Below are 24,363 nucleotides of genomic sequence, written 5' to 3'. Positions count from 1 at the left end.
GTCAGTACGCGTCCAGGGTGCACTCATGCCAGGCGTCGCCGCCGAAGTAGCTGTGGCGGTCGCGGTTCATCGCGTGCAGCCAGCGCTGCAGCTCCAGCTGGTCCAGCGCGGCGGCCAGCGGCGTGGCGGGCCGCCCCTCGGCCGGCGGCGCCGCCTTCAGGCGCTCGGGCAGGGCCAGCGCCACCAGCCGCTCGCGCTCGGCGCGGTCGCGCTCACGCAGCTGTGCGTCTTCCTGGCGGTCGAAGTAGCGCCGGCCATCAATCCACGTCTGTTCGGCCCGCGCCTGGCTGGACAGCGGGTGCGCGCTCCACAGCACGAAGTCGGCGTCCTTGCCCACCTCCAGCGAGCCCACGCGCTGGTCGATGCGCAGCTGCCGGGCCGGGTTGATGGTGACGAAGTCCAGCGCCTGCGCTTCCGTCAGGCCCCAGGCCTTGCCGCCATAGCGCAGCGCCTTGGCGGCCTCGGTGTTCAGCCGCCGGGCCAGCTCGTCGCTGTCGGAGTTGAAGCTGGTGAGCACGCCGGCCTTCTGGGTCATGGCGCCGTTGTAGGGAATGGCATCCTGCACCTCGACCTTGTAGCCCCACCAGTCCGAGAAGCCCGAGGCCCCGGCGCCCAGCGCGGCGATCTCGGGCGCCACCTTGTAGGCCTCCAGCACATGCTGGAAGGTCGCCACCTCCAGGCCGAACTCGCGCGCCAGCGCGGTGAACATCAGGATCTCGTCGGCGCGGTAGCTGTGGATGTGGATGACGCGCTTGCGCTCCAGCACCTCCACCAGCGCGTCGAGCTGCAGGTCGCGGCGCATGGCGGGGTGGCTGCGGCGCTGCTCGCGGTAGCGCTGTGCGGCCAGCAGCGCGTCGCGCATGACCTGCTCCACGCCCATGCGCGTGGTCGGGTAGCGGGGCTCGCTGTCTGCGGCAGCGGGTGCGTTGGCACGCTTGACGTTCTCGCCCAACGCCCACTTGATGCCCGGCCGCGCGCCGTCGAACTTCAGCGCGTCGGCGTCCAGCCCCCAGCGCAGCTTGATGACCTGGTTCTGGCCGCCGATGGCGTTGGCCGAGCCGTGCAGCAGGTTGGACGTGGTCACGCCGCCGGCCAGTTGGCGGTACAGGCTGATGTCGGTGGCGTCCAGCACATCGCCGATGCGCACCTCGGCGGTCACGGAATGTGCGAACTCGTTGATGCCACGGTGCACGGCGGTGTGGGAGTGGGCGTCGATGAGGCCCGGCGTCAGGTGCAGGCCCTGAGCGTCGATGACGACAGCGCCGGCGGGCGCCGCCAGCCCGCGGCCGATGGCGGCGATGCGGCCGTCGCGCACCAGCAGGTCGGTCTGCGGCAGCACACCGGCGGCCGCACTCGTCCACACCGTGGCGCCGCGCACCAGCACGGCGGCCGGTTGCGGCGGCGCGGCCGTGCGGCCAAAGGCGCCGGCCGGGTAGGTGGCCGGCGCCAGCGCGATGGGCGTGGATGGCTTGGGTGGCGGCGCCTCCAGCGCGGCCGTGCGCGTGGCGCGCCAGGCCTGCGTGCGGCCGTCGGGCAGTGTCAGAGCGCCGCTCAGCTGGTCGCCGCGACCCTCCAAGCGCAGGGCGTGCCCGCCGTTGCAGGGCCAGCGCAGCAGCAGCTCGCGGCCGCGCTGCGTGAGCTCGCAGGCCTGGCCGTCCACGCGCAGCACAGGCCGCGCGCGTGTGCCGGTGATCTGCCAGCGCTGCTCCGGGCCGTCGGCCGGTGTCACCGTCCAACTGCCGCGTGCGTCGAAGCGGCTCCAGGCGTCGGTGGCCAGCGGCTCGCCGTCGACGAAGCTCATCTCCACTTCGGCGTGCTCGTTGGTGAACAGGTCGCCGTGGGCGACGACGACATGGGCCAGCTGGCCGGCGGCCAGGCGGCCCAGGCGCGGCTGGCCCAGCAGCCGGGCGGGTGTGGTGGTCAGGGCGGCCAGCGCGGCGTCGGGCGCCAACCCGCGCTGCACGGCCTGCCGCAGGCGCGGCCAGAACTCGCGGCGCACATCCTTCAGCCCATGCGTGGCGATCGCGAACTCCACGCCCGCCGCCTGCAGCGCGGCCGCATTGCCGGGCGCCCGCTCCCAGTGCTGCAACTGGTGCAGCGGCACGTCCAGCGCGCTCTCGGGCTGCTCCACCTCCGGTGCCGCCGGGAAGGCCAGCGGCACGATGACGGGCAGGCGCAGCGCCTTGAGCTGCGCGGCCTTGCGGTACTCGGCGCCGCTGCCCAGCGCGATCAGGCGCAGCCCGAACTCGTCGCGCAGGCGCGCCACGCGCGGCAGACCCTCTTCGTCCAGCACCTCGTGGATGGCGACCTGCCGCCCCGCGAGCAGCGGAGCCAGCGCCTGCAGGCTGGCATTGAACTCACGCCGCTCGCCAGCCGGCGCCGGGCCGGCGGCCCATTGGCTGTTCAGCAGCGTCTGGCGTTGCAGCGCGATGCTGCCCATCAGCGAGGTCGGGTAGACAGTGCCGCTGCGCGCGCCGGTGTCGAAGTCGATGGTCTGGTACTCATGGGCGAGGTGCTGGGCCACGTCGGCGCTGAGCACGAGGCTGCGCGCGTCGCCGCCGTCGCGCAGGCTGATCAGCGCGCTCTGGCCGCGGAAGATGGCTCCGGCGGGCGGCATGGAGAGTGCGGCGGTGAAGCCCTGCTCGCGGGCGGCTTTCAGCTCGTCGTTGCGGATGTCCAGCGCGGCGGACTGGCGGAAGTCCGCCCGTACCCAGCGCTGGGCGGGCGTCAGGCTACGTCCCCGAGCGGCGTCGAGTTTGGCCTGGCCGACTGTGCTGGCCGCGTCGATGAAGCCGGCGTAGACCGTGCGCCCAGGCAAGTGCCAGACGCGCGCGCCGGCCGGCGGCTTGATGTCCGCTCCCACTGCGACGATGACGCCGTCGCGCATCACCAACGTGCCGTTGTCCACCGTGCGGCCGGGCTCCAACACCAGCTTCACGCCGGTCAGTGCATGCCAGCGTGGCGTGCCATCGCGCAGGCCCTGAGGGGTTTCACTGAGTTGCTGGGCCTGGGCGACGCCGCTGAGGCAGGCGAGCAGGGAGAGAGTCAACAATCGCATGGTCACCCGTCGTGGTGGCGCCTGGGGGCGGCGAAGCGGCAGACTCTAACGGCGTGATGTGCGTCATGGTCGAAATGTGGCAGTCCTGCGATAGTCGGGTTTAGTAGATTTCCATTGGAGACCCCATGAGCAGTGCTGCCCCAGCCCCCGTCGAGGATTCCACCGCCGCACGCCTGCGTGCCTTGCTTGGGAGGGCGCCCACCGCTGTGGCCTTTGTGTCAGGCCAGCGCTTCGAGGTCGTCAGCGACGAGTTCAACCACCTGTTCGGCTTCGGCGATGACAGCGACCTCGCCGGCCAGGGCACGCGGACCGTGCACACGACCGAGCTGGCGCATGCCGGCCTGCATGAGCGTGCTGCGGCGGCTTTTGCGTCCGGCCAGCCACTGGATGAGGAAATCGAATATGTGAAGCGTGACGGCCACCGCTTCTGGGGCCGCCTGCAGGCCTCGCCACTGAACTGGCAGGTGCCGGCGGGCGAGGCGCTGTGGATCGTCGAGGATGTGAGCGCAGCGCGCGCTCAGCGCCTGCAGCCCACCTGGACGGCCAAGCACGACGCGGTCACGGAACTCGCCAATCGCCGCGAGTTCGAGCGCCGGCTGTCCGAGCATGTCGGTAGCCGCCGCAACGAGCCGGTGTCGGTGCTGTGGCTGGATGTGGATCACTTCGCCCAGGTGCTGAAGGGCATGAGCGCCGAGGTGGGCGACCATTTCCTCTATGGGCTGGGCCAGATGCTGACGGGCAAGGTGCGGGCGTCCGACCTGGTGGCGCGGATGGAGGAGGATCACTTCGCCATCCTGTTGCCCGACTGCGACCAGCACTACGCCCAGATCATCGCGGAGAAGATCCGCGCGGCAGTGGCCTCCTACCGGCTGCACTGGGGCCTGCACCGAACGCGGGTGAAGGCGTCGCTGGGTGTCGTGCAGATCCATGCAACGCTGGGCACGGTGGACGCCGTGCTGGGCGCCGCCTCACTGGCCTGCACCGAGGCCAAGGCGGCCGGCGGCGACAGCGTGCGCGTGTTCGTGTCGGCCGGCGGTTTCGAGGAATTGGCGGGCTGAAGTCACGCGGGGCGGCCTGGCAAAGGGCGGAAACGACAGGTTTTTCGCCGTTTGTTCTAAAGTTCATGGCACCGCTGCCGATGTACGGCACAAGCGCCCCAAGACTTGATCGCCATGAACGTCCCGCTGTCCACCGCCCTGTCCGGCATCTCCGCTGCCAATGAGCGGCTGCGCGCGTCGGCGGCCAACATCGCCAACCTGGCCAGCAGCAATCAGGCGCGCCCCGGTGTGGAGCCGACGAACGTGGACAAAGCGCCCGAACGCGAGATCAACCCGGCCAATGAGGTCGTGGAGCAGCAGTCAGCGTCCTACGCCTTCGTTGCCAACCTGAAGGTACTGCAGACCCAGCTCAACACCACCGGCGCGCTGTTGGACATCAAGGCCTGACGGCGCCTGCCTTCCTCACGACCAAGCGGCCTCGGGCCGCTTTTTCTTTGCCCCAGCGCGCCGTGGGCACGAAAAAACCCGCCGGGCTTGCGCGCGGCGGGCTCGGGCCAGCGGGGCTGGCTCAGTGTCAGCAGGTCGGCGCCGCAGCCTTCGCACCTTCCGCGTATTCCTCGATCTGGTCGAAGTTCATGTAGCGGTAGACGCTGGCCTTGTCGGCGTCGATGACGCCCATTTCCTTCAGGTACTCCTCCTTGGTCGGCAGGCGACCCAGGCGCGAGGCGATGGCAGCCAGCTCGGCCGAGCCCAGGAACACGTTGGTGTTCTTGCCCAGACGGTTCGGGAAGTTGCGGGTGGAGGTGGAGATGACCGTGGCGCCTTCACGCACCTGGGCCTGGTTGCCCATGCACAGGCTGCAGCCCGGCATTTCGGTGCGGGCACCGGCGGTGCCGAAGGCCGCGTAGTGGCCTTCCTTGATCAGCTCGCTCTGGTCCATCTTGGTCGGCGGGGCGACCCACAGCTTGACCGGGATGTCGCGCTGGCCGCCCAGCAGCTTGGCCGCGGCGCGGAAGTGGCCGATGTTGGTCATGCACGAGCCGATGAAGGCCTCGTCGATCTTGGTGCCGGCGACGTCGGACAGGAACTTGGCGTCGTCCGGGTCGTTCGGGCAGCAGACGATGGGTTCCTTGATGTCGGCCAGGTCGATCTCGATGACGGCGGCGTACTCGGCGTCCTTGTCGGCTTCGAGCAGATCGGGCTTGGCCAGCCAGGCCTCGACCTTCTCGATGCGGCGCTGCAGCGTCTTCGCGTCGGCGTAGCCGTCATTAATCATGTTCTTCATCAGCACGATGTTGCTGGTGAGGTATTCCTTGATCGGCTCAGGGTTCAGCTTGATCGTGCAGCCGGCGGCCGAGCGCTCGGCGGAGGCGTCAGACAACTCGAAGGCTTGCTCCACCTTCAGGTCCGGCAGACCTTCGATTTCCAGGATGCGGCCCGAGAACACGTTCTTCTTGCCGGCCTTGGCGACCGTCAGCAGACCGGCCTTGATGGCGTACAGCGGGATGGCATGCACCAGGTCACGCAGCGTGACGCCGGGCTGCATTTCGCCCTTGAAGCGCACCAGCACCGATTCCGGCATGTCCAGCGGCATCACGCCGGTGGCAGCGCCGAAGGCCACCAGGCCGGAGCCGGCCGGGAAGGAGATGCCGATGGGGAAGCGGGTGTGCGAGTCGCCGCCGGTGCCGACGGTGTCGGGCAGCAGCAGGCGGTTCAGCCAGCTGTGGATCACGCCGTCGCCCGGACGCAGCGACACGCCGCCGCGGTTGCTGATGAACGCGGGCAGCTCGCGGTGGGTCTTCACGTCCACCGGCTTCGGGTAGGCGGCGGTGTGGCAGAACGACTGCATCACCAGGTCGGCCGAGAAGCCCAGGCAGGCCAGGTCCTTCAGCTCATCGCGGGTCATCGGGCCGGTCGTGTCTTGCGAGCCGACCGTGGTCATCTTGGGCTCGCAGTACGTGCCCGGGCGCACACCCTGGCCTTCCGGCAGGCCGACGGCGCGGCCGACCATCTTCTGGGCCAGCGTGAAGCCGGCGTTGGACGCGGCAGGCGCCTGCGGCAGGCGGAAGAGGGTGGAGGCGGGCAGGCCCAGGAACTCACGCGCCTTGGCGGTCAGCGAGCGGCCGATGATGAGGTTGATGCGGCCGCCGGCGCGCACTTCGTCGAACAGCACATCGCTCTTGAGCTTGAACTCGGCGACGGTCTCGCCGTTCTTCACCAGCTTGCCGTCATAGGGCAGCACGTCGATGACGTCGCCCATTTCCAGCTTGGACACGTCGACTTCGATCGGCAGCGAGCCGGAGTCTTCCTGTGTGTTGAAGAAGATGGGGGCGATCTTGCCGCCGAGCGTCACGCCGCCGAAGCGCTTGTTCGGCACGAAGGGGATGTCCTGGCCCGTGGCCCAGATCACCGAGTTGGTGGCGGACTTGCGCGACGAGCCGGTGCCGACCACGTCGCCGACGTAGGCGACCAGGTGGCCCTTCTTCTTCAGGTCCTCGATGAACTGCATCGGGCCGCGCTTGCCGTCTTCCTCGGGCTTGAAGGCCGCATCCGGGCGGGTGTTCTTCAGCATCGCCAGGTAGTGCAGCGGGATGTCCGGGCGGCTCCAGGCGTCAGGGGCGGGCGACAGGTCGTCGGTGTTGGTCTCGCCGGGCACCTTGAAGACGGTGACGGTGATCTTCTTCTCGACTTCCGGGCGGCTCGTGAACCACTCGGCGTCGGCCCACGACTGCATCACTTCCTTGGCCTTGGCATTGCCGGCCTTGGCCTTGGTGGCGACGTCGTTGAAGTAGTCGAACATCAGCAGGGTCTTCTTCAGGCCCTCGGCAGCGACACCGGCGACTTCGGCGTCGTCCAGCAGCTCGATCAGCGGGTGCACGTTGTAGCCACCCACCATGGTGCCCAGCAGCTCGGTGGCCTTGGCCTTCGAAATGAGGCCCACCTTGATGTCGCCATGAGCGACGGCGGCCAGGAAGCTGGCCTTGACCTTGGCCGCGTCGTCCACGCCCGGGGGCACGCGGTGTGTCAGCAGGTCCAGCAGGAAGGCGTCCTCACCCGCCGGCGGGTTCTTGATCAGCTCGATCAGCTCGGCGACTTGCTTGGCGTCCAGCGCGAGGGGCGGAATGCCGAGGGCGGCGCGCTCGGCGGTGTGTTGGCGGTAGGCGGTGAGCATGGATGAACTCCTGGGGGACGGGGATTGAAAGAGGTCAGGCCTTGGGCGCGATGACGCGCAGGCCCTTGAAGTAGTCACGGAAGAAACCGGCGTCGCGGGTGATCAGGCCCTGGCATTGCAGCAGGGCGTGGGCGCCAATGAGGAAGTCCGGAACGGTGCGCTTGGCGCCGGCGTTGGCGGGGAGGCGCTGGCGGTAGCGGCGCTGCATCTCGCCGGCGCGCAGCGCCGAGCGGATCTCCAGCGGCGAGAAGCCGATGCCAATGGCCTCCAGCGTTTCGAGCACGATGGCGCTGTGCCCCAAGCCGGCCACCACCTCGCTGACGACCACGTCGCAGGCAACGACCGGGCCGGTGGACAGCGCATTGCGCAGCAGCTGCTCGGCCTCGTCGGCCGACGGGCCGTCGCCGATGTAGTCGACGAGGATGGAGGTGTCGACGGCGATCATGCGGCGTCGTCGGCGGGCGGGGGGTAGGGGTCACCGGGCGCGCGGCCACGCAGCTCGCGCATCACGTCGTCGGTGGTGGTGCCTTCCGGCAGCTTGATGCGGCCGCGCATCTTGGACAGCGCGTCGCCCACGTCCTTGCGCAGGATGATGCGGCCGCCGTCCAGCTCGACCTTGAGCGTCGTGCCCTTGGTCAGGCCCAGGGCGTCTCGGACGGCTTTGGGCAGCGTGATTTGCCCGCGTTCGGCAACGGTGGCTTCCATGGCGACTCCGGCACTGCGTCGTCGCGGAAGCGACGGCTCAGGTATGCATCAGAAAGTATGCATTCATTCTACATACCCGGCGCGCCGTTTCAAGCGCAGGGGGCGCGGCTCACTTGCCAGCGGCGGGCGTGATGCCCAGGCTGTTGCGCGCGGCGGCGGCTTCTGCTTCGGGGTCCTGCATGCGGGCGGCCTTGGCGGCGGCCATCAGACGTTCCTGCTCGGGGTGTACGCATTCGTCCAGCAGGCGCTGGCCGATCTTGGTGTCCAGCAGCATGGACTTGTTGGCGATCTGGATCATCAGCGTGCGCCCGGTCACGTCTTCCAGGCGCAGTGCGCCGGTGGATGACAGCACCGGCTTCATCGTGAAGGTGTTCTTCTTCCAGACGACGTCGACATAGCCGGCCACCTTGGGGTGCTTCTGGATGTGGACCGACTCCTTGAACTCGCAGGCGTAGTCGCCCAGATGGGCGCGCTCGGCCGCGGCGAGTTGCGTCTCGTCGGCGTCGGTCAGCACGGGTTCGGGCGGGGGCGGCGGGGTCTTCTTGGCCAGCGTCTTGGGGGCCGGCTTGGCGCTGGCGGGTTTGGCCGCCGCAGGCTTGTTGGCCGGCGCCTGAGCAAGTGCGGGGAGGGCGGCGCTCAGGATGAGTGCAGCGGCGGCGCTGCGAAATGAGAGGGCAGGCATCGGAAGGAGCAGGTAAGGAGGGGAATCAGCCGTGCATCATCGGCCTGAATGGCCGCGAAGGCGGTGAGCAGATGTAGGCATTGTCCGACTCGCGCGCGCGCCGGGCGCTGCGTGATTCACCCGATGGCTGCGGGGAAGAAGGCTTGCCGGGCTGCGGCGGGCATTGGGCGACCCGTGCGGGCCGCTCGCTCCAGCACGGTCCAGAAGTAGCGAAAGCTTGCCCGGTCATGCAGGCGGCCGTCGAAGGCAATGGGCGCCCAGTTTGCGGCCTGGGCCTGCAGCAGCAGGGCGCTGGCTTCGTCGATCTCATCGGCGGCAGGCGCGAAGGCCTCGACGATGGGGCGGATTTGATCGGGATGGATGCTCCACATCCGCGTGTAGCCGAACTCCAGCGAGGCTTTGCGGGCCGCGAGGGCGAGACGTTCGGTGTCGCGGAACTCGGTAACGACGCAGTGGGATGGTGTCTTGCCGAAGGCATGGGCGGCGGCGCTGATCTCGAGCTTGGCGCGCACGACCAGCGGATGCTCGAACTGGCCGGGCAACTCCATCGCCGACTTCGGGATGGCGCCCCAGTGGGCCGACACGAAGTCCATCAACCCGAAGGACAGGGACTCGATGCGCGGGTGGGCTGCGATGCGGAAGACGTCGCGGAGCGCGCCGTGGGTCTCGATGAGGGTATGCAGCGGCAACCTGGGCCGGCCATGCCGATCGCAGGCGGCATCGATGGCGGCCACGGCCAGTGCCAGCTCGTCGGCGTCCTGTGGCTTGGGGATCATCAGGTAGGCCAGGCGATGGCCTGCCTTGCCGATGAGCGTGTCCACGTCGGCCTCGAACGCTGCGTGGCCCCATGGGTGTACGCGCGCGCCCACACGGCCGAAACGATTGGCGGTGCTCGTTGCCAACTCGCTGATGAGTTGTGCGTGTTCGGCCTCGCCGCCGATGGGGGCGCCGTCTTCGGCGTCCAGCGTGATGTCGAACACGGGGCCGAGCTCGGCCTGCAGCGCCAGGCTCTTGCGCATGCGGGCTTCGACGCCGCAGTAATGGTCAACCACCGGCAGCGCGCTGGGTGGCGTGTCATGGCCGAACAGGGCGATGCGAGGGTGCAGGGCGGTGGTCATCGGCAGCGGTTCATCAGCAATGAAAAAGGGCCGGCAAGCCGGCCCTTCTGGCACAAGGCAGGCGCCCCGGATTACAGCAGGTGCTTGACGCCGTCCTGCTCGTCCGTGAGTTCCTTCAGCGTCTTGTTGATGCACTCTTGCGAGAAGGCGTCGATTTCGATGCCTTGGACGATCTTGTACTCGCCGCCTTCGCAGGTGACGGGGTAGCCGAACATCACTTCCTTGGGGATGCCGTATTCGCCGCCCGACGGGATGCCCATCGTGACCCACTTGCCGTTGGTGCCCAGGGCCCAGTCGCGCATGTGGTCGATGGCGGCATTGGCGGCCGAAGCGGCAGACGACAGGCCGCGTGCGGCAATGATGGCGGCGCCACGCTTGCCCACGGTCGGCAGGAACACTTCACGGTTCCACTGCTCGTCGTTGATCAGGTCCTTGACCGACTGGCCATCGATGGTGGCGTTGCGGTAGTCGGCGTACATCGTGGGCGAGTGGTTGCCCCACACGGCCAGCTTCTCGATCGAGCCCACGGGCTTGCCGGTCTTGGCGGCGATCTGCGAGGCCGCACGGTTGTGGTCCAGGCGCAGCATGGCAGTGAAGTTCTTGGCCGGCAGGTCCGGTGCCGACTTCATCGCGATGTAGGCGTTGGTGTTGGCCGGGTTGCCGACCACCAGCACGCGCACGTTGCGCGAAGCCACGGCGTTCAGGGCCTTGCCCTGCACCGTGAAGATCTGGGCGTTGGCGGCCAGCAGGTCGGCGCGCTCCATGCCGGGGCCGCGGGGGCGGGCGCCGACGAGCAGGGCGTAGTCGGTGTCCTTGAAGGCGGTCATCGGGTCGCTGTGGGCCTCGATGCCGGCCAGCAGCGGGAAGGCGCAGTCTTCGAGTTCCATGATCACGCCCTTCAGCGCGTTCTGAGCCTTCTCGTCGGGGATTTCCAACAGTTGCAGGATGACGGGCTGGTCCTTGCCCAGCATCTCGCCAGAGGCGATGCGGAACAGCAGGGCGTAGCCAATCTGGCCAGCAGCGCCGGTGACGGCGACGCGAACGGGTTTCTTGCTCATGGAAAGTCTCCGAAGGGGCAGTTGAAAAAGCGTTAACGAGGGCTTGACCCGGGCATGGGGTCCTCAACCCGTCAAGTGTACGAGCATGCCCTGTGCTGCAATGCGCGTCATGCCCAAGACCGCCGCGCCCTTGTACGAGCAGATTCGCCAGCTCATCGTTGCCGCCTTGGCGGCCGGCGAGTGGCGCCCGGGGGATGCGCTGCCCAGCGAGGCGGCGCTCGCGCAGCGCTTCGGCGCCAGCCCGGGGACGGTCCGCCGGGCGCTGGATGAGTTGACTGCGGAGCACCTCGTGGAGCGCCGGCAGGGCAGTGGCACCTTTGTGTCCACGCACTCCGCGCCGCGTCAGCAGTTTCGTTTCCTGCGCCTGGTGGCGGACGATGAGGCGCGCGGCTTTACGCGTGAGTTGCTGGGATGCCGGCGCATGCGCGCGGTGGCAGCTGTTGCACGGGCCCTGGGTATTCGCACATCAGAACCCGTCATCGAGGTGCGGCGCATGTTGCATCGTCGCGGGCGTCCGGTCGTGTTGGAGGAAATGTGGCTGCCCGAGCGGCACTTCGAAGGGCTCAGTGCTGAGGTGATCACGGCCCACGCTGGCACCCTCTATGCATTGTTCGAATCCCGCTTTGGCGTTCACATGGTGCGGGCCGAGGAGAAGTTGCGTGCAGTGGCGGCGACTCCCGATGCTGCAGCCTTGTTGCAGGTCGCGCCCGGCGAACCGCTGTTGAGCGTGGAGCGGCTGGCCTTCACGTATGGCGACCGCCCGGTCGAATTGCGGCGCGGCCTCTACTACACCAATTCCGATCATTACCGCAACGAACTGAACTGAAGTTGACATTGGCGCAGTGCAGCATCAACGCTCAGGGGAATGACGCTTGGCTCTAGAATCGTTTGGTTTCATCAAGATTACGCAGGCTTGACCATGGCGGACAGCACAAAGACAAGACCCGTTTACACGAATATTCACGTCACGCAAATCGTCAGCTATCGCCTCCCCCCGGCGGGCATTGTTTCCATCCTGCATCGCATCAGCGGCGTGCTCATGTTCCTGCTGCTGCCTTTTGTGGTGTGGATGCTGGATGCGAGCTTGAGCTCCGAGATCTCGTATGACGCGTTCACCAACGTGTTCACCGCTGGTGTCGCCGGCTTGCCCGGCTGGTTTCTGAAACTGGTTGTTCTGGCGCTGCTGTGGGGCTACCTGCATCACTTCATCGCTGGCGTGCGCCACCTGTGGATGGACGCAACGCACAGCGTGAGCAAGGCCCAGGGGCACAGCTCGGCGGTGATCACCCTGGTGTTGAGCATCGGCTTGACGCTGGTGCTTGGCGCCAAGTTGTTTGGCCTGTATTGATCAATTTCCCTTAGGACATCGCAATGAGCACTTTTGGCTCCAAGCGCCTCGTCGTGGGCGCGCACTACGGCCTGCGTGACTGGCTTGCCCAGCGCATCACGGCCGTATTGATGGCTCTGTTCACCATCGCCGTGCTGGCCCGTTTCCTGGCGCCCGGCGAGCTGGGTTACGACCACTGGTACGGTGTGTTCGCGCCGCAGTGGATGAAGGTGCTGACCTTCGTCACCATCCTGGCACTGACCTACCACGTATGGGTGGGCGTGCGAGATATCTGGATGGATTACGTGAAGCCTGTCGGCATCCGGCTGGCCCTGCAAGTGTTTTCGATCGTGTGGCTGCTTGGCTGTGCCGGCTGGGCAATCCAGGTGCTGTGGAGACTGTGATGACGGCAAAGATTTCGACCCGCAAGTTCGACGTGGTCATCGTCGGGGCCGGTGGCTCCGGCATGCGTGCCTCGCTGCAGCTGGCGCGCGCCGGCCTGAACGTGGCGGTGCTGTCCAAAGTGTTCCCGACCCGCTCGCACACCGTGGCTGCACAGGGGGGCATCGGTGCGTCGCTCGGCAACATGAGCGAGGACAACTGGCACTACCACTTCTACGACACCGTCAAGGGCTCCGACTGGCTGGGTGACCAGGACGCCATCGAGTTCATGTGCCGTGAAGCGCCCAAGGTGGTGTACGAGCTTGAGCACTTCGGCATGCCCTTCGACCGCAACGCCGACGGCACCATCTACCAGCGCCCGTTCGGCGGCCACACCGCCAACTACGGCGAGAAGCCTGTTCAGCGCGCCTGTGCTGCGGCCGATCGCACCGGCCATGCAATGCTGCACACGCTCTATCAGCAGAACGTGAAGGCCCGTACGCAGTTCTTCGTCGAGTGGATGGCGCTGGACCTGATCCGCGACGCTGACGGCGATGTGGTTGGTGTGACCGCGCTGGAAATGGAAACCGGCGACCTGCACATCCTGCAGGGCAAGACTGTGCTGCTGGCCACGGGTGGTGCTGGTCGAATCTTCGCGGCCTCGACCAATGCCTTCATCAACACCGGTGACGGCCTGGGCATGGCGGCGCGTGCCGGCATTCCGCTGGAAGACATGGAGTTCTGGCAGTTCCACCCGACCGGCGTGCACAACGCCGGCGTGCTGCTGACCGAAGGCTGCCGTGGCGAAGGCGCCATCCTGCGCAATGCCAATGGCGAGCGCTTCATGGAGCGCTACGCCCCCACGCTGAAGGACCTCGCGCCGCGTGACTTCGTGTCGCGCTGCATGGACCAGGAGATCAAGGAAGGTCGCGGCTGTGGTCCGAACAAGGACTACATCAACCTCGACATGACCCACCTGGGCGCCGACACGATTGCCAAGCGCCTGCCGTCGGTGTTGGAGATCGGCCACAACTTCGCCAACGTCGACATCACGAAGGAACCCATCCCCGTGGTGCCGACCATCCACTACCAGATGGGTGGCATCCCCACCAACATCCACGGTCAGGTGGTGGCGCCGAAGAACGGCAACCCCAACGAGATCATCAACGGCCTGTATGCCGTCGGCGAATGTGCCTGCGTGAGCGTGCACGGCGCGAACCGACTGGGCACCAACTCGCTGCTGGACCTGCTGGTGTTCGGCCGCGCCGCCGGCAACCACCTCGTGGCCGCTGACCTCGGCAAGCGTTCACACAAGGCCCTGCCGGCCGACGCTGCCGACCGTTCGCTGGCCCGCCTGGCCCGGCTGGACAGCAGCACGAGCGGCGAGTACGCGCAAGACGTCGCCAACGACCTGCGCGCCGCCATGCAGCAGCACGCGGGTGTGTTCCGCACGCAGGCCATGCTGGACGAAGGTGTTGCCAAGATCGCCGAGATTGCCCAGCGCGTTAAGAACATCACGCTGAAGGACAAGTCCAAGGTCTTCAACACCGCGCGCATCGAGGCGTTGGAAGTCGAGAACCTCATCGAAGCCGCACAGGCCACGATCGTGTCGGCTGCTGCCCGCAAGGAAAGCCGTGGCGCCCATACGGTCAACGACTACGGCGACACCCCGGCCCACCCGAACGGCCGCAACGACGAAGAGTGGATGAAGCACACGCTCTGGTATTCCGAAGGCAACCGCCTGGACTACAAGCCCGTGAACCTCAAGCCGCTCACCGTTGAATCGGTGCCGCCCAAGGTTCGCACCTTCTGACGGCCGGTCGACCCAGGACATCAAGATCATGAAGCGCACTTTCCAGATTTATCGCTACGACCCGGACAAGGACGCCAAGCCCTACATGCAGACCCTCGAGGTCGAGCTGGACGGCAACGAGCGCATGCTGCTGGACGCCCTGATGAAGCTCAAGGCCGTCGACCCCAGCCTGTCCTTCCGCCGCTCCTGCCGCGAAGGCGTGTGCGGTTCGGACGCCATGAACATCAATGGCAAGAACGGCCTGGCCTGCTTGACGAATATGCGCACGCTGCCGGGCACCGTGGTGCTCAAGCCGCTGCCGGGCCTGCCTGTCGTGCGCGACCTCATCGTCGACATGACGCAGTTCTTCAAGCAGTACCACTCCATCAAGCCCTACCTCGTCAACGACAACATCCCGCCCGACACCGAGCGGCTGCAGTCGCCTGAGGAGCGCGACGAGCTCAACGGCCTGTACGAGTGCATCCTGTGCGCGAGCTGCTCCACGAGCTGCCCGAGCTTCTGGTGGAACCCCGACAAGTTCGTTGGTCCGGCGGGCTTGCTGCAGGCCTACCGCTTCATTGCCGACAGCCGCGACGAAGCCACCAACGAGCGCCTGGATAACCTCGAGGATCCCTACCGCCTGTTCCGTTGCCACACCATCATGAACTGCGTGGACGTCTGCCCCAAGGGCCTGAATCCCACGAAGGCCATTGGCAAGATCAAGGAACTGATGGTGCGTCGCGCCGTCTGAGTCTGGTCTCATGAGCGAAGTCGCCCCCCCGCTGATCGACGAGCGCGCGCTGTCCAAGCTGCGCTGGCGTTGCCGCCGCGGCTTGTTGGAGAACGACCTCCTCATTGAGCGATTCTTTGCGCGGCATGTCGAGTCCGGCATCAGCATCACGCAAGCTGAAGGGCTGACGATGCTGATGGATCTGGCGGACAACGATCTGCTGGATCTGTTGCTCCGCCGCAAGGAACCCAGTGGTGACATCGACACCGCCGCGGTGCGACAGGTTCTGAGCGACCTGCGCCCCTGATGCTTTTCAAAACCCTAAGGACTGAACCATGACCCCGTCCGACGTCAAAGCCACCCTGTCGTTCTCCGACGGCAGCCCCTCGATGGACCTGCCGCTCTACAAGGGCAGCATCGGCCCGGATGTCATCGACATCCGCAAGCTCTACGGCCAGACCGGCAAGTTCACCTACGACCCGGGCTTCCTGTCGACGGCGTCGTGCAATTCCACGATCACCTACATCGACGGTGACAAGGGTGAGCTGCTGTACCGCGGCTATCCCATCGAGCAGCTCGCGGTGAATTGCGACTACCTCGAGACCTGCTACCTGCTGCTGTACGGAGAGCTGCCCAACGCCGAGCAGAAGGCCGGCTTCGAAGACCGTGTGATGCACCACACGATGGTCAACGAGCAGATGCAGTTCTTCCTGCGCGGCTTCCGCCGTGACGCCCACCCGATGGCCGTCATGACCGGCCTGGTGGGCGCGATGTCGGCCTTCTATCACGACAGCACCGACATCAATAACCCCGAGCACCGCGAGATCGCGGCGATCCGCCTGATCGCCAAGATGCCCACGCTCGTGGCCATGGCCTACAAGTACACCATCGGCCAGCCCTACATCTACCCGAAGAACGACCTCAGCTACGCCGGCAACTTCATGCGCATGATGTTTGCCACGCCGTGCGAGGAGTACAAGCCCAATGACGTGCTCGTGCGCGCCATGGACCGCATCTTCACGCTGCACGCCGACCACGAGCAAAACGCGTCGACCTCGACCGTGCGCCTGTGCGGGTCGTCGGGCACCAACCCGTTCGCCGCCATCGCGGCCGGTGTGGCCTGCCTGTGGGGCCCCGCGCACGGCGGCGCCAACGAGGCCTGCCTGAACATGCTGGGCGACATCCAGAAGAACGGTGGCGTGGCCCGCATCGGTGACTTCATCAGCAAGGTCAAGGACAAGAACTCCGGCGTCAAGCTGATGGGTTTCGGTCACCGCGTCTACAAGAACTACGACCCGCGCGCCAAGCTGATGCGCGAGACCTGCCACGAAGTGCTGAACGAACTGGGTCTGCAGAACGACCCGCTGTTCGAGCTGGCCATGAAGCTGGAAAAGATCGCGCTGGAAGACGAGTACTTCGTCGCCCGCAAGCTCTACCCGAACGTGGACTTCTACTCGGGCATCGTGCAGCGCGCCATCGGCATCCCCGTGCCGCTGTTCACCGCCATCTTCGCGCTGGCCCGCACGGTGGGCTGGATCGCTCAGCTCAATGAGATGATCGGCGACCCCGAGTACAAGATCGGCCGCCCGCGCCAGCTGTTCGTCGGCGCCGCGCCGCGCGACGTGAAGCCCATCGGCCAGCGCTGATCCGCCTCTCGCCTCACGCGAACCCCTCGGTGCTCCCGAGGGGTTTTTCATTTGGAGACTTGATGACCGTTCCCGAGATCCTCGTGCTTGGCAGCGTCAACCGCGACCTCATCGTCCATGCGCCGCGCCTGCCGCTGCCGGGCGAGACGCTGCGTGGCCAGCGCTTCGGTTCCTGTCTGGGCGGCAAGGGCGCCAACCAGGCCGTTGCCGCGGCGCGGCTGGGCGCCCGGGTCGCGCTGGCGGCGCGGGTCGGGCTGCGGGAGAACGGCGCGGCCATGGTCGAGCAACTGATGGGTGAGGGCGTCGACACGCGCGCCGTCGCCCAGCCCGCCGACGAGGTGCCCGGCGTGGCGCTGATCGTCGTCGGCGCCGAGGATGCCGAGAACCAGATCGTCACCGTCGCCGGCTCCAACGGCACGCTGCCGCTGGTGCAGGTCGAGGCACTGGAACTGGCCGGCCTGCGCTGGCTCATCGCGCAGCAGGAGCTGCCGCTGGAGAGCGTCGCCCGCGCCTTCGAGCGTGCGCGCGCTGCGGGCGTGAAGACGCTGCTGAACGCCGCGCCCTACCGGCCCGGCTGCGAGTCGCTGCTGCCGCTGGTTGATGTGCTGGTCGTCAATGCGCTGGAGGCACAGGCATTGGTCACGACGCTGGGCGGGCCTGCGGCGGCGCCTGAGGCCTTGGCACAGGCGCTACGCGCCCGCGGGCCATCGGCCGTGCTCGTGTCGCTGGGCGCCGACGGCCTGTGCTGGGTCGATGATGCCGGCACGCGCCGTGTGCCGGCGCGCCGTGTGACGGCGGTCGACACCGTCGGCGCGGGCGATACGCTGGTCGGCGCGCTGGTCACGGCGCTGGCCGAAGGGCAGGCCATCGAGGCGGCGCTGTCGTTTGCGCAGGCGGCTGCGTCCATTGCCGTGTCGCGCCCCGGCGTTCAGGACGCGATGCCACGCCGCGAAGAAGTCGAGCAACTGCTTGGCCACAACAACTGATCCCACAAGGAGAGAACCCATGTCCCAGACCCTGCTGCTGCCCCGCTGGCTGCTGTCGATGAAGCCCGGCGAAGACACGCTGGAACACCATGGCCTGCTGATGGACGGCGAGCGCATTGCCGCCATTGGCACGCACGCCGAGCTGCTGGCGAAGTACCCGCAGGCCGCGCGCGTGGACCTGCCCGAGCAGATCCTCATCCCCGGCCTGATCAACGCCCATGCGCACTCCGCCATGACGCTGCTGCGTGGCGTCGCCGACGACGTGCCGCTGATGGACTGGCTGCAAAACCACATCTGGCCGCTGGAGAAGAAGTGGGTCAGCGAGGCCTGGACCTATCTCGGCTCCAAGCTCGCCGCCGCCGAAGGCCTGCGCAGCGGCACGACCTACATCAACGACATGTACTTCTTCCCGACCGCGATGGCCCGTGCCGCCGTGGACTCGGGCGTGCGTGCCGCCGTGTCGATGAACGTCATCGACTTCCCGACCGGCTATGCGTCGGGGCCGGACGACTACATCGCCAAGGGCGTGGCCGCCTATGAGCAGTACAAGGGCGAAAAGCTACTGGACTGGACCAGCGCGCCGCATGCGCCGTACACGGTGTCGGACGAGACCTTCATCAAGCTGCGCGACCTGGCCGAGAAGCTCGACATCCAGATGCACTGCCACATCCACGAGACGGCGGGTGAGGTCAGCGACAGCGTGAAGCAGTACGGCGTGCGCCCGATCGAGCGCCTGGACAAGCTGGGCCTGTTCAGCGAGCGGATGATCGCCGTGCACATGGTTCATCTGAACGAGGCCGAGATCGAGCTGATGGCCAGGAAGGGCGTGCACCTGGTGCACAACCCGAACTCCAACCTCAAGCTGGCCTCGGGCGTGATGCCGCTCAAGGCGCTGGAGGCTGCGGGCGTCAACACCATCCTCGGCACCGATGGCGCCGCGTCCAACAACCGGCTCGACATGTTCGGCGAGATCCGCTCGGCCGCGCTGCTGGCCAAGGGCATCACCGGCGACCCGACGGTGGCGTCGGCGCGCACGGCGCTGGAGATGGCGACCATCCGCGCCGCCAAGGCCATGGGCCGCGCCGACGACCTGGGCTCGCTGGAAGTGGGCAAGCTGGCCGACGTCGTGGCCGTGTCGCTGGACAGCCTGGAATGCCAGCCCGTCTACAACGCCGCCGCGCAGCTGGTGTACGTGGCGGGCCGCGAGCATGTCAGCAACGTCTGGGTGGGCGGCCGCCAGGTGCTGAAGGACCGCCAGCCCACCACCATCGACGTGCCCGGCCTGCTGGCCGAGGTGCGCGATGTCGTGGGCCGCATGAAGGCGGGCTGACCGCAGCATGCCGGGCGCGATGGGACGGCGCACCCGCGCCACGGGGCGGGTGACCTTGGCGGACGTGGCCGCAGCGGCGGGCGTGAGCCCGATCACCGTGTCGCGCGCGCTGCGCGGCGAGCGCGCGGTGGCGGCGGAGCTGGTGGCGCGCGTGCAGGCCGCCGCGACCGAGCTGGGCTATGTGCCCGACCCGGCCGCGCGGGCGCTCGCCTCGGCACGCAGCTCGCATGTGGCTGTGCTCATTCCCAAGCTCAGCAACACCGTGTTCGTCGAACTGCTGGATGCCTTGCAGGCGGCGCTGCTGCCGGCCGGCTACCAGACGCTGATCGGCGTCACGCATTACGACGGCGCCGAGGAAGAGGCGCAGCTGCGCAGCTTCCTGGCCCACCGGCCGGCCGGGCTCATCGTGACCGGCAGCGACCGGAGCCCCGCCGCGGCGGCGCTGATCCGGGGCAGCGGCCTGCCTTGTGTGCGCCTGATGGAGGTGGGCGACGACGTCGGTGGCCACAGCGTCGGCTTCTCGCAGCGCGAGGCCGGGCGGGCCATCACGCGCCAGTTGCTGGACGCCGGGCGCCGCCGCATCGTCTACGTGGCCGCGCAGCTGGACCCGCGCACGCTGCAGCGCGGCGAGGGCTACGAGGCTGCGCTGGCCGAGGCCGGCCTGTCGGCGCAGGCGCACAAGCTGTTGGTGGCCCAGCCCTCGTCCATGGCGCTGGGGGGCGAGCTGCTGGCCCGCGTGCTGCGCGAGGTGCCGGATGCCGATGCCGTCTTCTTCTGCAACGACGATCTCGCACAGGGCGCGCTGCTGGCCGCGCTGCGGCTGGGCATTGCCGTGCCCGGGCGGCTGGCCGTGGCCGGCTTCAACGACCTGCCCGGCAGCGACCAGATGCTGCCGCCGCTGACGACCGTGGCCACGCCGCGGCGCCAGATCGGCCAGCAGGCGGCACAGATGCTGATGGCGTTGATGCGCGGCCAGCCGGTGGACACGCCGCATCTGGACCTGGGTTTCCAGGTGCTGCGGCGTGGCTCAAGCTAACTCGACCTCCAGCCGGTAGCAGCGTCCGGGTTCGATGCCGCGCACGACCGCGCCGGGCAGCGGCTGGCCGTCCAGGCGCACGCAGGCCCGGCCGGTGCGGCGCACCTGCAGCTCGAACCGGGCGCCGCGGAACTCACGCGTTGCGTCCAGCCGGTCCCAGCCCGAGGGCAGCTGCGGCCGCACCCGCAGGCCCTCGGCGCAGCCGCGCAGGCCGCACAGCCCCTCGATGAGGCTGCGGTAGGCCCAGGCCGCCGTGCCCGTGTTGAACAGCTGGCTGGAGCGGCCGGCGGTGCGCGGGTACTGCGCATGGGCGCCGCGGTAGTAGTTGGGGATGAACACCGGCAACTGCCCGCGCTGGCGCAGATCGGCCTCGTCGGGGCCCGGGATCATCCGGCGCAGCGCGTGGAAGGCGCGATCGGCGTCGCCGACGGCGTACAGCGCATGCACGTAGAACGCGGCCGCGTGGTTGTAGACGGCGCCGTTCTCGGCCGAGCCCGGGTGCTTCTGCGTCACGCGCCCCACGTCGTCGCGCATGCGCGAGTAGGGCGGGTTGAACATGGCCACGCCGTGCGGCGTCTCCAGTTGCGCGTCGATGGCAGCCAGCAGGCGCTGCCGCTGCGTGTCGCTCGCTGCGCCGCTGAGCAGCGCCCAGGACTGCGGGTTCAGGTAGATCCGGCCCTCGGTGTCGGCCGCGATGCCGAACTTCACGTCGTCGTCGGTGATGCCGCGCGCGTACCAGTCGCCGTCCCACAGGTGGGTGTTGGCCGCGTCGTTGAGTGCTTGCGCGGCGGCGCGCCAGCGTGTAGCCGCTTCGGTGCGGCCGGCGTCGGCGCACAGGCCGGCCCACAGGGACATCGCGTACGCGGCTGCCACCGTCAGCCAGCCGGAGACGCCGCGGCCCCGGTAACCCACCATGTTCATCGGATCGCACCAGTCACCCTGGGCGATGTAGCTCAGGCCACGCGCGTCGCGGTCCTGCTGCAGCCAGGCCATGGCGGCATCCAGGCGCTGGGCGACCGTCTGGCCGTTCACGACCTCGCCGAGCAGCGCGAAGTCGGCCGTTTCGTCCAGGTAGGCCTGCAGGCACACGGGCAGCCACACGCAGTGGTCGGTGTGCGGCACCTGGTTGATGTACTTCAGCTCGGCGCCCTCGACGAGCAGGATGCCGTCGGGCATGGCGCCGTTGTCGTGCTGCTGGGCGAGCGCGTGCAGCAGCGCGCCGCGCGTGACGCTCGGTGCGATGTAGGCCATGCCCAGGTTGTCCTGCAGGTAGTTGCGCGTCTGCGGGTCGGTGCTGAGGCGGTTGACGTCGCCGTGATAGAAGACCTGGCGCGGCAGCCAGTGGTTCACGAAGCGGTCCAGCGCGGGGTCCGGCGTGCGGATGCGCAGGCCGCCACTGCCGCTGGCGATGTAGTCGGCATAGGCCGCGCGGGTGCGGGCGAAGCCGGCCTCGCTGAGGTAGGTGCTGCGCACCTGCGCAATCTCGGCATCGTCCAGCGCGGGGCCGAAGGCGAAGCGGTAGACCTCGCTCTGGTACGGCGCCAGCGCCAGCCGGTACTGCACGCAGGCGGCGGGCGTCTCGTAGCGGGCGTCGCCGCCGGCCAGCCGGTCGGCCTGCAGCGCGCTGGGGTCGTGCAGGCCGCCTTCGCCCTCGAACGCGGCCTGGCTGGCCTCCCAGCCATCGGGCGTGCGCTCGCAGAGGAAGTAGGTCTTGTCCTTGAGGTGCAGGTTCTTGAAGTGGTCGGCAACCTTCTGGTAAGGCGTCACGCTGCTGGCGACGATGGCGCCGAGGTCAGCGCGCCATTCGGCCGACTGGTTCATCCACGACATGTAGCCGATGGGGAAGTAGGGCACGACGCTGATGCGGCGCGGGCGGCCGCTCAGGTCGGTCACGCGCAGCTCCCACAGCTCCACCACGTCGTCGGTGGGCAGGCCCAGGCGCATCTCGACGCGCAGGCCAAGGTGCTCCACCGTCCAGGCCAGCTCATGCGTGGCGGCGGTGAAGCTGAAGCTGTCCAGCGGCGCGCGCACCGGCTCGTAGGGCGCAGAGAACAGCGCGCCGGTGTCCTCGTCCTTCACGTAGACAAAGCGGCCGGGGTGGTGGGCGTAGTAGGCCTGCTCCGGCTGCATGAAGGTCTTGGCCTCCAGGTTGGGGGCATGCGCGTACTTGGCCGGCTCGGGCTGCATGAACTGCGCGGTGGCGTAGCCGCGGCAGGTCACCTGGATCATCATGCGGCGGTTCCACAGGAAGCCGCCGGCCAGGGGCAGGGCGGTGGGGCTGGTCAGCTCGCAGCGGGCGCCGTCGTCGTGGTGGCGGATCATGGGGTCAGGTCTTGTCGGCCAGGGGCTGGCGGGCGGCGAGGTCGGCCTGCACGCGCGCCATCGTCGGGTTGTCCAGGGTGTAGAACATCATCAGCCCGGCGGCCAGCAGCATGAAGCCAGCCGGGATGACGGACATCAGCCAGACGATGCCGGCCTGCGAGTCGCTGGACTGGGCCGCGTTGGGCACGTAGCCCAGCGTTGTGAACAGCACGCCGATCACGCCCACGGCCACCGCCGTGCCCAGCTTCTGGGCGAAGGAGCTGGCGGCAAAGGTCAGCGCCGTGGCGCGGCGGCCGTGGCGCCATTCGTTGTAGTCCACGGCATCGGCCAGCATCGCGAAGTTCAGCGGCGACTTCGGCCCCAGCGTCAGGCCCAGCGCGATCTGCAGCGCATACATGAGCCAGATCTGCTGCGCGTCCACAAACAGGAAGGCCGCCGATAGCACCGAGGACAGCAGCATCAGCACGATCATCAGCCGGCGCTTGTCGATGAAACGGGCCAGCAGCGGCGTCAGCGCTGTGCCGGCAGCCGCGGCCAGCAGGTAGGCGGGCACGAAGCTGGCGAGCAGCTCGGGCCGGTGGACGACGTACTTGAAGTAGTAGGCCGCGCTGGTCATGCGCAGCGTGATGCTGACCATGATGATCAGCGCCAGCAGGAACAGCAGCACCCAGGGCAGGTTGCGGCGCAGGTCCGCCAGGTCCTGCCGCACGGGGGATGGCCTGGCCTGCACCGGCTGCACGCGCTCATGCGTGCCGTGGAAGGTCAGCGCCAGCATGGCGGTGGCCGCGACGCCCCAGACCGCCATCGTCAGCGGCCAGCCGCGTGTGGCGTCGCCCGCGCCCAGCAGCTCGACCAGGCGCGGCGTGGCCGCCGTCACCAGCGTGCCGCCCGCGAAGCCGGCGACGAAGCGCGCCGCGTTGATCGCGTTACGGGCCTGCGCGTCGCCGCTGATGACGGCGGACAGTGCGCTGTAGGGCAGATTGACGCCGGTGTAGATCGTCATCAGCAGCAGGTAGCTCACGCCGGCCCAGGCCAGCTTGCCGGTGGGGCCGAGGTCGGGTGTGGTGTAAGTCAGCACCGCGGCCGCCGCCAGCGGCACGGGCAGGAACAGCAGGTAGGGGCGGAACTTGCCCCAGCGCGTGCGCGTGCGGTCGGCGGCGGCGCCGATCAAGGGGTCGGTGAAGGCGTTGAAGATCTTCACGACGAACAGCATGGTGGCGGCCGCCGCCGCGGTGATGCCGAACACGTCGGTGTAGAAGATCAGCAGGAAGGTCGAGATGTTGGTCCAGTAGAAGTTGAAGCCCATGTCGCCCAGGCCATAGGCGGCGATCTCGCGGCGGCGCAGTGGCGGGGCGCTCATGGCGGCGGCATCCAGGCAGCAACCTGCGCCACCAGCTCGTCCAGCGGGCGCAGCGCGTCCAGGTGGAGCACGCCGGGCTCGCCGATGGGCGGCTCCAGCGTGTCGAACTGGCTGGCCATCAGGCGGGCCGAGAAGAAGTGGCCGCCGCGAGCGTCAACGCGCTGGCGGGCCGGCGCCGCTGCGATGTCGAGGTAGGCGAAGCGCAGGCCCGGGCTGGCGGCACGCAGCTGTTGCCGGTAGCTGCGCTTGAGCGCCGAGCAGGCCAGCACGGCACCGGGCTGCTGCTGCAACTGCTCGCACAGCTGGGCGAGCCAGCTGGCGCGGTCGTCGTCGGTGAGGGGGTGGCCCTCGGCCATCTTGCGGCGGTTGGTGTCGCCGTGGAAGTCGTCGCCTTCCAGGCAGACGCGGTGCAGGCGGCGGGCGACCGCATCGGCCAGCGTGGACTTGCCGCTGCCGGCCACGCCCATGACGACGAGAGAACAAGGCGTGGAAGAGGGCATCAAATGGTGACGAGGCGGCGCAACGCCGGGGATCGGGAGGTTGGACAGCGCTATCCTAATCGTCGGCATGAGTGTTGTGATCCGTACTTGCCCGCGGTGGGGCTGAACGCGGCGTTTTTTGGGGCCTACTGCGCGCCCGCTCGCCAAACACACCGCAGGAGA

At 68.2% G+C, this 24,363-nt stretch carries 22 protein-coding genes; 12 read left to right on the top strand and 10 right to left on the bottom strand.

The genetic code is table 11. From position 1 onward, the window contains the following. Position 1 precedes the first annotated feature (1 nt). Positions 2-3,058, bottom strand: a complete 3,057-nt coding sequence (locus NYO99_RS05970; RefSeq protein ID WP_268166177.1) for an amidohydrolase family protein — start codon at positions 3,056-3,058, stop codon at positions 2-4. A gap of 125 nt (positions 3,059-3,183) precedes the next feature. On the opposite strand from NYO99_RS05970, the gene NYO99_RS05965 reads away from it, so the two are divergent. Together NYO99_RS05965 and NYO99_RS05960 are read left to right on the top strand one after the other, a co-directional pair. After that, entirely contained in the window at positions 3,184-4,116 is a 933-nt protein-coding gene (locus NYO99_RS05965) for a GGDEF domain-containing protein (RefSeq protein ID WP_268166176.1), read from the top strand. Between the two features lie 114 nt (positions 4,117-4,230). Next, the gene (locus tag NYO99_RS05960; protein WP_268166175.1) at positions 4,231-4,503 is read left to right on the top strand and encodes a flagellar basal body rod protein; all 273 of its coding nucleotides are present in this window, start codon (positions 4,231-4,233) and stop codon (positions 4,501-4,503) included. Between the two features lie 127 nt (positions 4,504-4,630). On the opposite strand, the gene acnB is transcribed toward NYO99_RS05960, so the two are convergent. From acnB to NYO99_RS05930, 6 genes are all read right to left on the bottom strand, one after another. Beyond that, positions 4,631-7,228: a bifunctional aconitate hydratase 2/2-methylisocitrate dehydratase gene (acnB, locus tag NYO99_RS05955; protein WP_268166174.1), complete on the bottom strand. Its 2,598-nt coding sequence runs from the start codon at positions 7,226-7,228 to the stop codon at positions 4,631-4,633. A 34-nt stretch (positions 7,229-7,262) separates the two neighbouring features. After that, positions 7,263-7,673, bottom strand: coding sequence for a type II toxin-antitoxin system VapC family toxin (locus tag NYO99_RS05950; protein WP_268166172.1), 411 nt, complete (start codon positions 7,671-7,673; stop codon positions 7,263-7,265). Then, positions 7,670-7,933 carry an AbrB/MazE/SpoVT family DNA-binding domain-containing protein gene (locus NYO99_RS05945; RefSeq protein WP_268166171.1) on the bottom strand — a complete coding sequence of 88 codons (264 nt, stop codon included), beginning with the start codon at positions 7,931-7,933 and terminating at the stop codon, positions 7,670-7,672. The genes NYO99_RS05950 and NYO99_RS05945 overlap by 4 nt, the downstream gene beginning before the upstream one ends. Before the next feature lie 109 nt (positions 7,934-8,042). Continuing rightward, complete coding sequence (locus NYO99_RS05940; protein ID WP_268166170.1) at positions 8,043-8,615, bottom strand: hypothetical protein; 573 nt, start codon at positions 8,613-8,615, stop codon at positions 8,043-8,045. A 116-nt stretch (positions 8,616-8,731) separates the two neighbouring features. Continuing rightward, on the bottom strand, positions 8,732-9,733 hold the full coding sequence (locus NYO99_RS05935; protein ID WP_268166169.1) for an HpcH/HpaI aldolase/citrate lyase family protein: 1,002 nt from the start codon (positions 9,731-9,733) through the stop codon (positions 8,732-8,734). 71 nt (positions 9,734-9,804) lie between these two features. Next, a complete protein-coding gene (locus NYO99_RS05930) occupies positions 9,805-10,791 on the bottom strand; it encodes a malate dehydrogenase (protein WP_268166168.1) in 987 nt (328 codons plus the stop codon). A gap of 85 nt (positions 10,792-10,876) precedes the next feature. On the opposite strand from NYO99_RS05930, the gene NYO99_RS05925 reads away from it, so the two are divergent. The 10 genes from NYO99_RS05925 to gntR all read left to right on the top strand — a co-directional run bounded on the left by NYO99_RS05925 (position 10,877) and on the right by gntR (position 20,019). Next, positions 10,877-11,617 carry a GntR family transcriptional regulator gene (locus tag NYO99_RS05925; protein WP_268166167.1) on the top strand — a complete coding sequence of 247 codons (741 nt, stop codon included), beginning with the start codon at positions 10,877-10,879 and terminating at the stop codon, positions 11,615-11,617. A 93-nt stretch (positions 11,618-11,710) separates the two neighbouring features. Further along, positions 11,711-12,139, top strand: a complete 429-nt coding sequence (sdhC, locus tag NYO99_RS05920) for a succinate dehydrogenase, cytochrome b556 subunit (RefSeq protein ID WP_268166166.1) — start codon at positions 11,711-11,713, stop codon at positions 12,137-12,139. A 23-nt stretch (positions 12,140-12,162) separates the two neighbouring features. Beyond that, entirely contained in the window at positions 12,163-12,522 is a 360-nt protein-coding gene (sdhD, locus tag NYO99_RS05915; RefSeq protein WP_268166165.1) for a succinate dehydrogenase, hydrophobic membrane anchor protein, read from the top strand. Further along, positions 12,522-14,312, top strand: coding sequence for a succinate dehydrogenase flavoprotein subunit (sdhA, locus tag NYO99_RS05910; protein WP_268166164.1), 1,791 nt, complete (start codon positions 12,522-12,524; stop codon positions 14,310-14,312). Before sdhD ends, sdhA begins: the two co-directional genes overlap by 1 nt. A 28-nt stretch (positions 14,313-14,340) precedes the next feature. Next, positions 14,341-15,042: a succinate dehydrogenase iron-sulfur subunit gene (locus NYO99_RS05905; protein WP_268166163.1), complete on the top strand. Its 702-nt coding sequence runs from the start codon at positions 14,341-14,343 to the stop codon at positions 15,040-15,042. A 10-nt stretch (positions 15,043-15,052) separates the two neighbouring features. Continuing rightward, complete coding sequence (locus NYO99_RS05900) at positions 15,053-15,328, top strand: FAD assembly factor SdhE (protein ID WP_268166162.1); 276 nt, start codon at positions 15,053-15,055, stop codon at positions 15,326-15,328. Between the two features lie 28 nt (positions 15,329-15,356). Next, positions 15,357-16,667 carry a citrate synthase gene (gltA, locus tag NYO99_RS05895; RefSeq protein ID WP_268166161.1) on the top strand — a complete coding sequence of 437 codons (1,311 nt, stop codon included), beginning with the start codon at positions 15,357-15,359 and terminating at the stop codon, positions 16,665-16,667. Between the two features lie 62 nt (positions 16,668-16,729). Further along, the gene (locus tag NYO99_RS05890) at positions 16,730-17,653 is read left to right on the top strand and encodes a ribokinase (protein WP_268166160.1); all 924 of its coding nucleotides are present in this window, start codon (positions 16,730-16,732) and stop codon (positions 17,651-17,653) included. Between the two features lie 19 nt (positions 17,654-17,672). Then, entirely contained in the window at positions 17,673-18,983 is a 1,311-nt protein-coding gene (locus NYO99_RS05885) for a TRZ/ATZ family hydrolase (protein WP_268166159.1), read from the top strand. A gap of 19 nt (positions 18,984-19,002) precedes the next feature. Beyond that, positions 19,003-20,019 (top strand): HTH-type transcriptional regulator GntR, encoded by a 1,017-nt coding sequence (gntR, locus tag NYO99_RS05880; RefSeq protein WP_268166158.1) that lies wholly within the window; start codon positions 19,003-19,005, stop codon positions 20,017-20,019. Here gntR and NYO99_RS05875 read toward each other — a convergent pair. From NYO99_RS05875 to NYO99_RS05865, 3 genes are read right to left on the bottom strand one after another with little or no spacing between them, the layout of a single operon-like run. Then, a complete protein-coding gene (locus NYO99_RS05875; protein WP_268166157.1) occupies positions 20,011-22,341 on the bottom strand; it encodes a GH36-type glycosyl hydrolase domain-containing protein in 2,331 nt (776 codons plus the stop codon). The two genes, gntR and NYO99_RS05875, sit on opposite strands and share 9 nt — an antisense overlap. A gap of 4 nt (positions 22,342-22,345) precedes the next feature. After that, positions 22,346-23,701, bottom strand: coding sequence for an MFS transporter (locus NYO99_RS05870; RefSeq protein ID WP_268166156.1), 1,356 nt, complete (start codon positions 23,699-23,701; stop codon positions 22,346-22,348). Next, positions 23,698-24,201, bottom strand: coding sequence for a gluconokinase (locus NYO99_RS05865; protein WP_268166155.1), 504 nt, complete (start codon positions 24,199-24,201; stop codon positions 23,698-23,700). The genes NYO99_RS05870 and NYO99_RS05865 overlap by 4 nt, the downstream gene beginning before the upstream one ends. Positions 24,202-24,363: the final 162 nt, after the last annotated feature.

Source organism: Roseateles hydrophilus (genome assembly GCF_026712245.1).
Lineage (GTDB): Bacteria > Pseudomonadota > Gammaproteobacteria > Burkholderiales > Burkholderiaceae_C > Pelomonas > Pelomonas hydrophilus.
The sequence above is the reverse complement of the archived record's forward strand: the minus strand, read 5'-3'. Positions and strand labels throughout refer to the sequence as shown.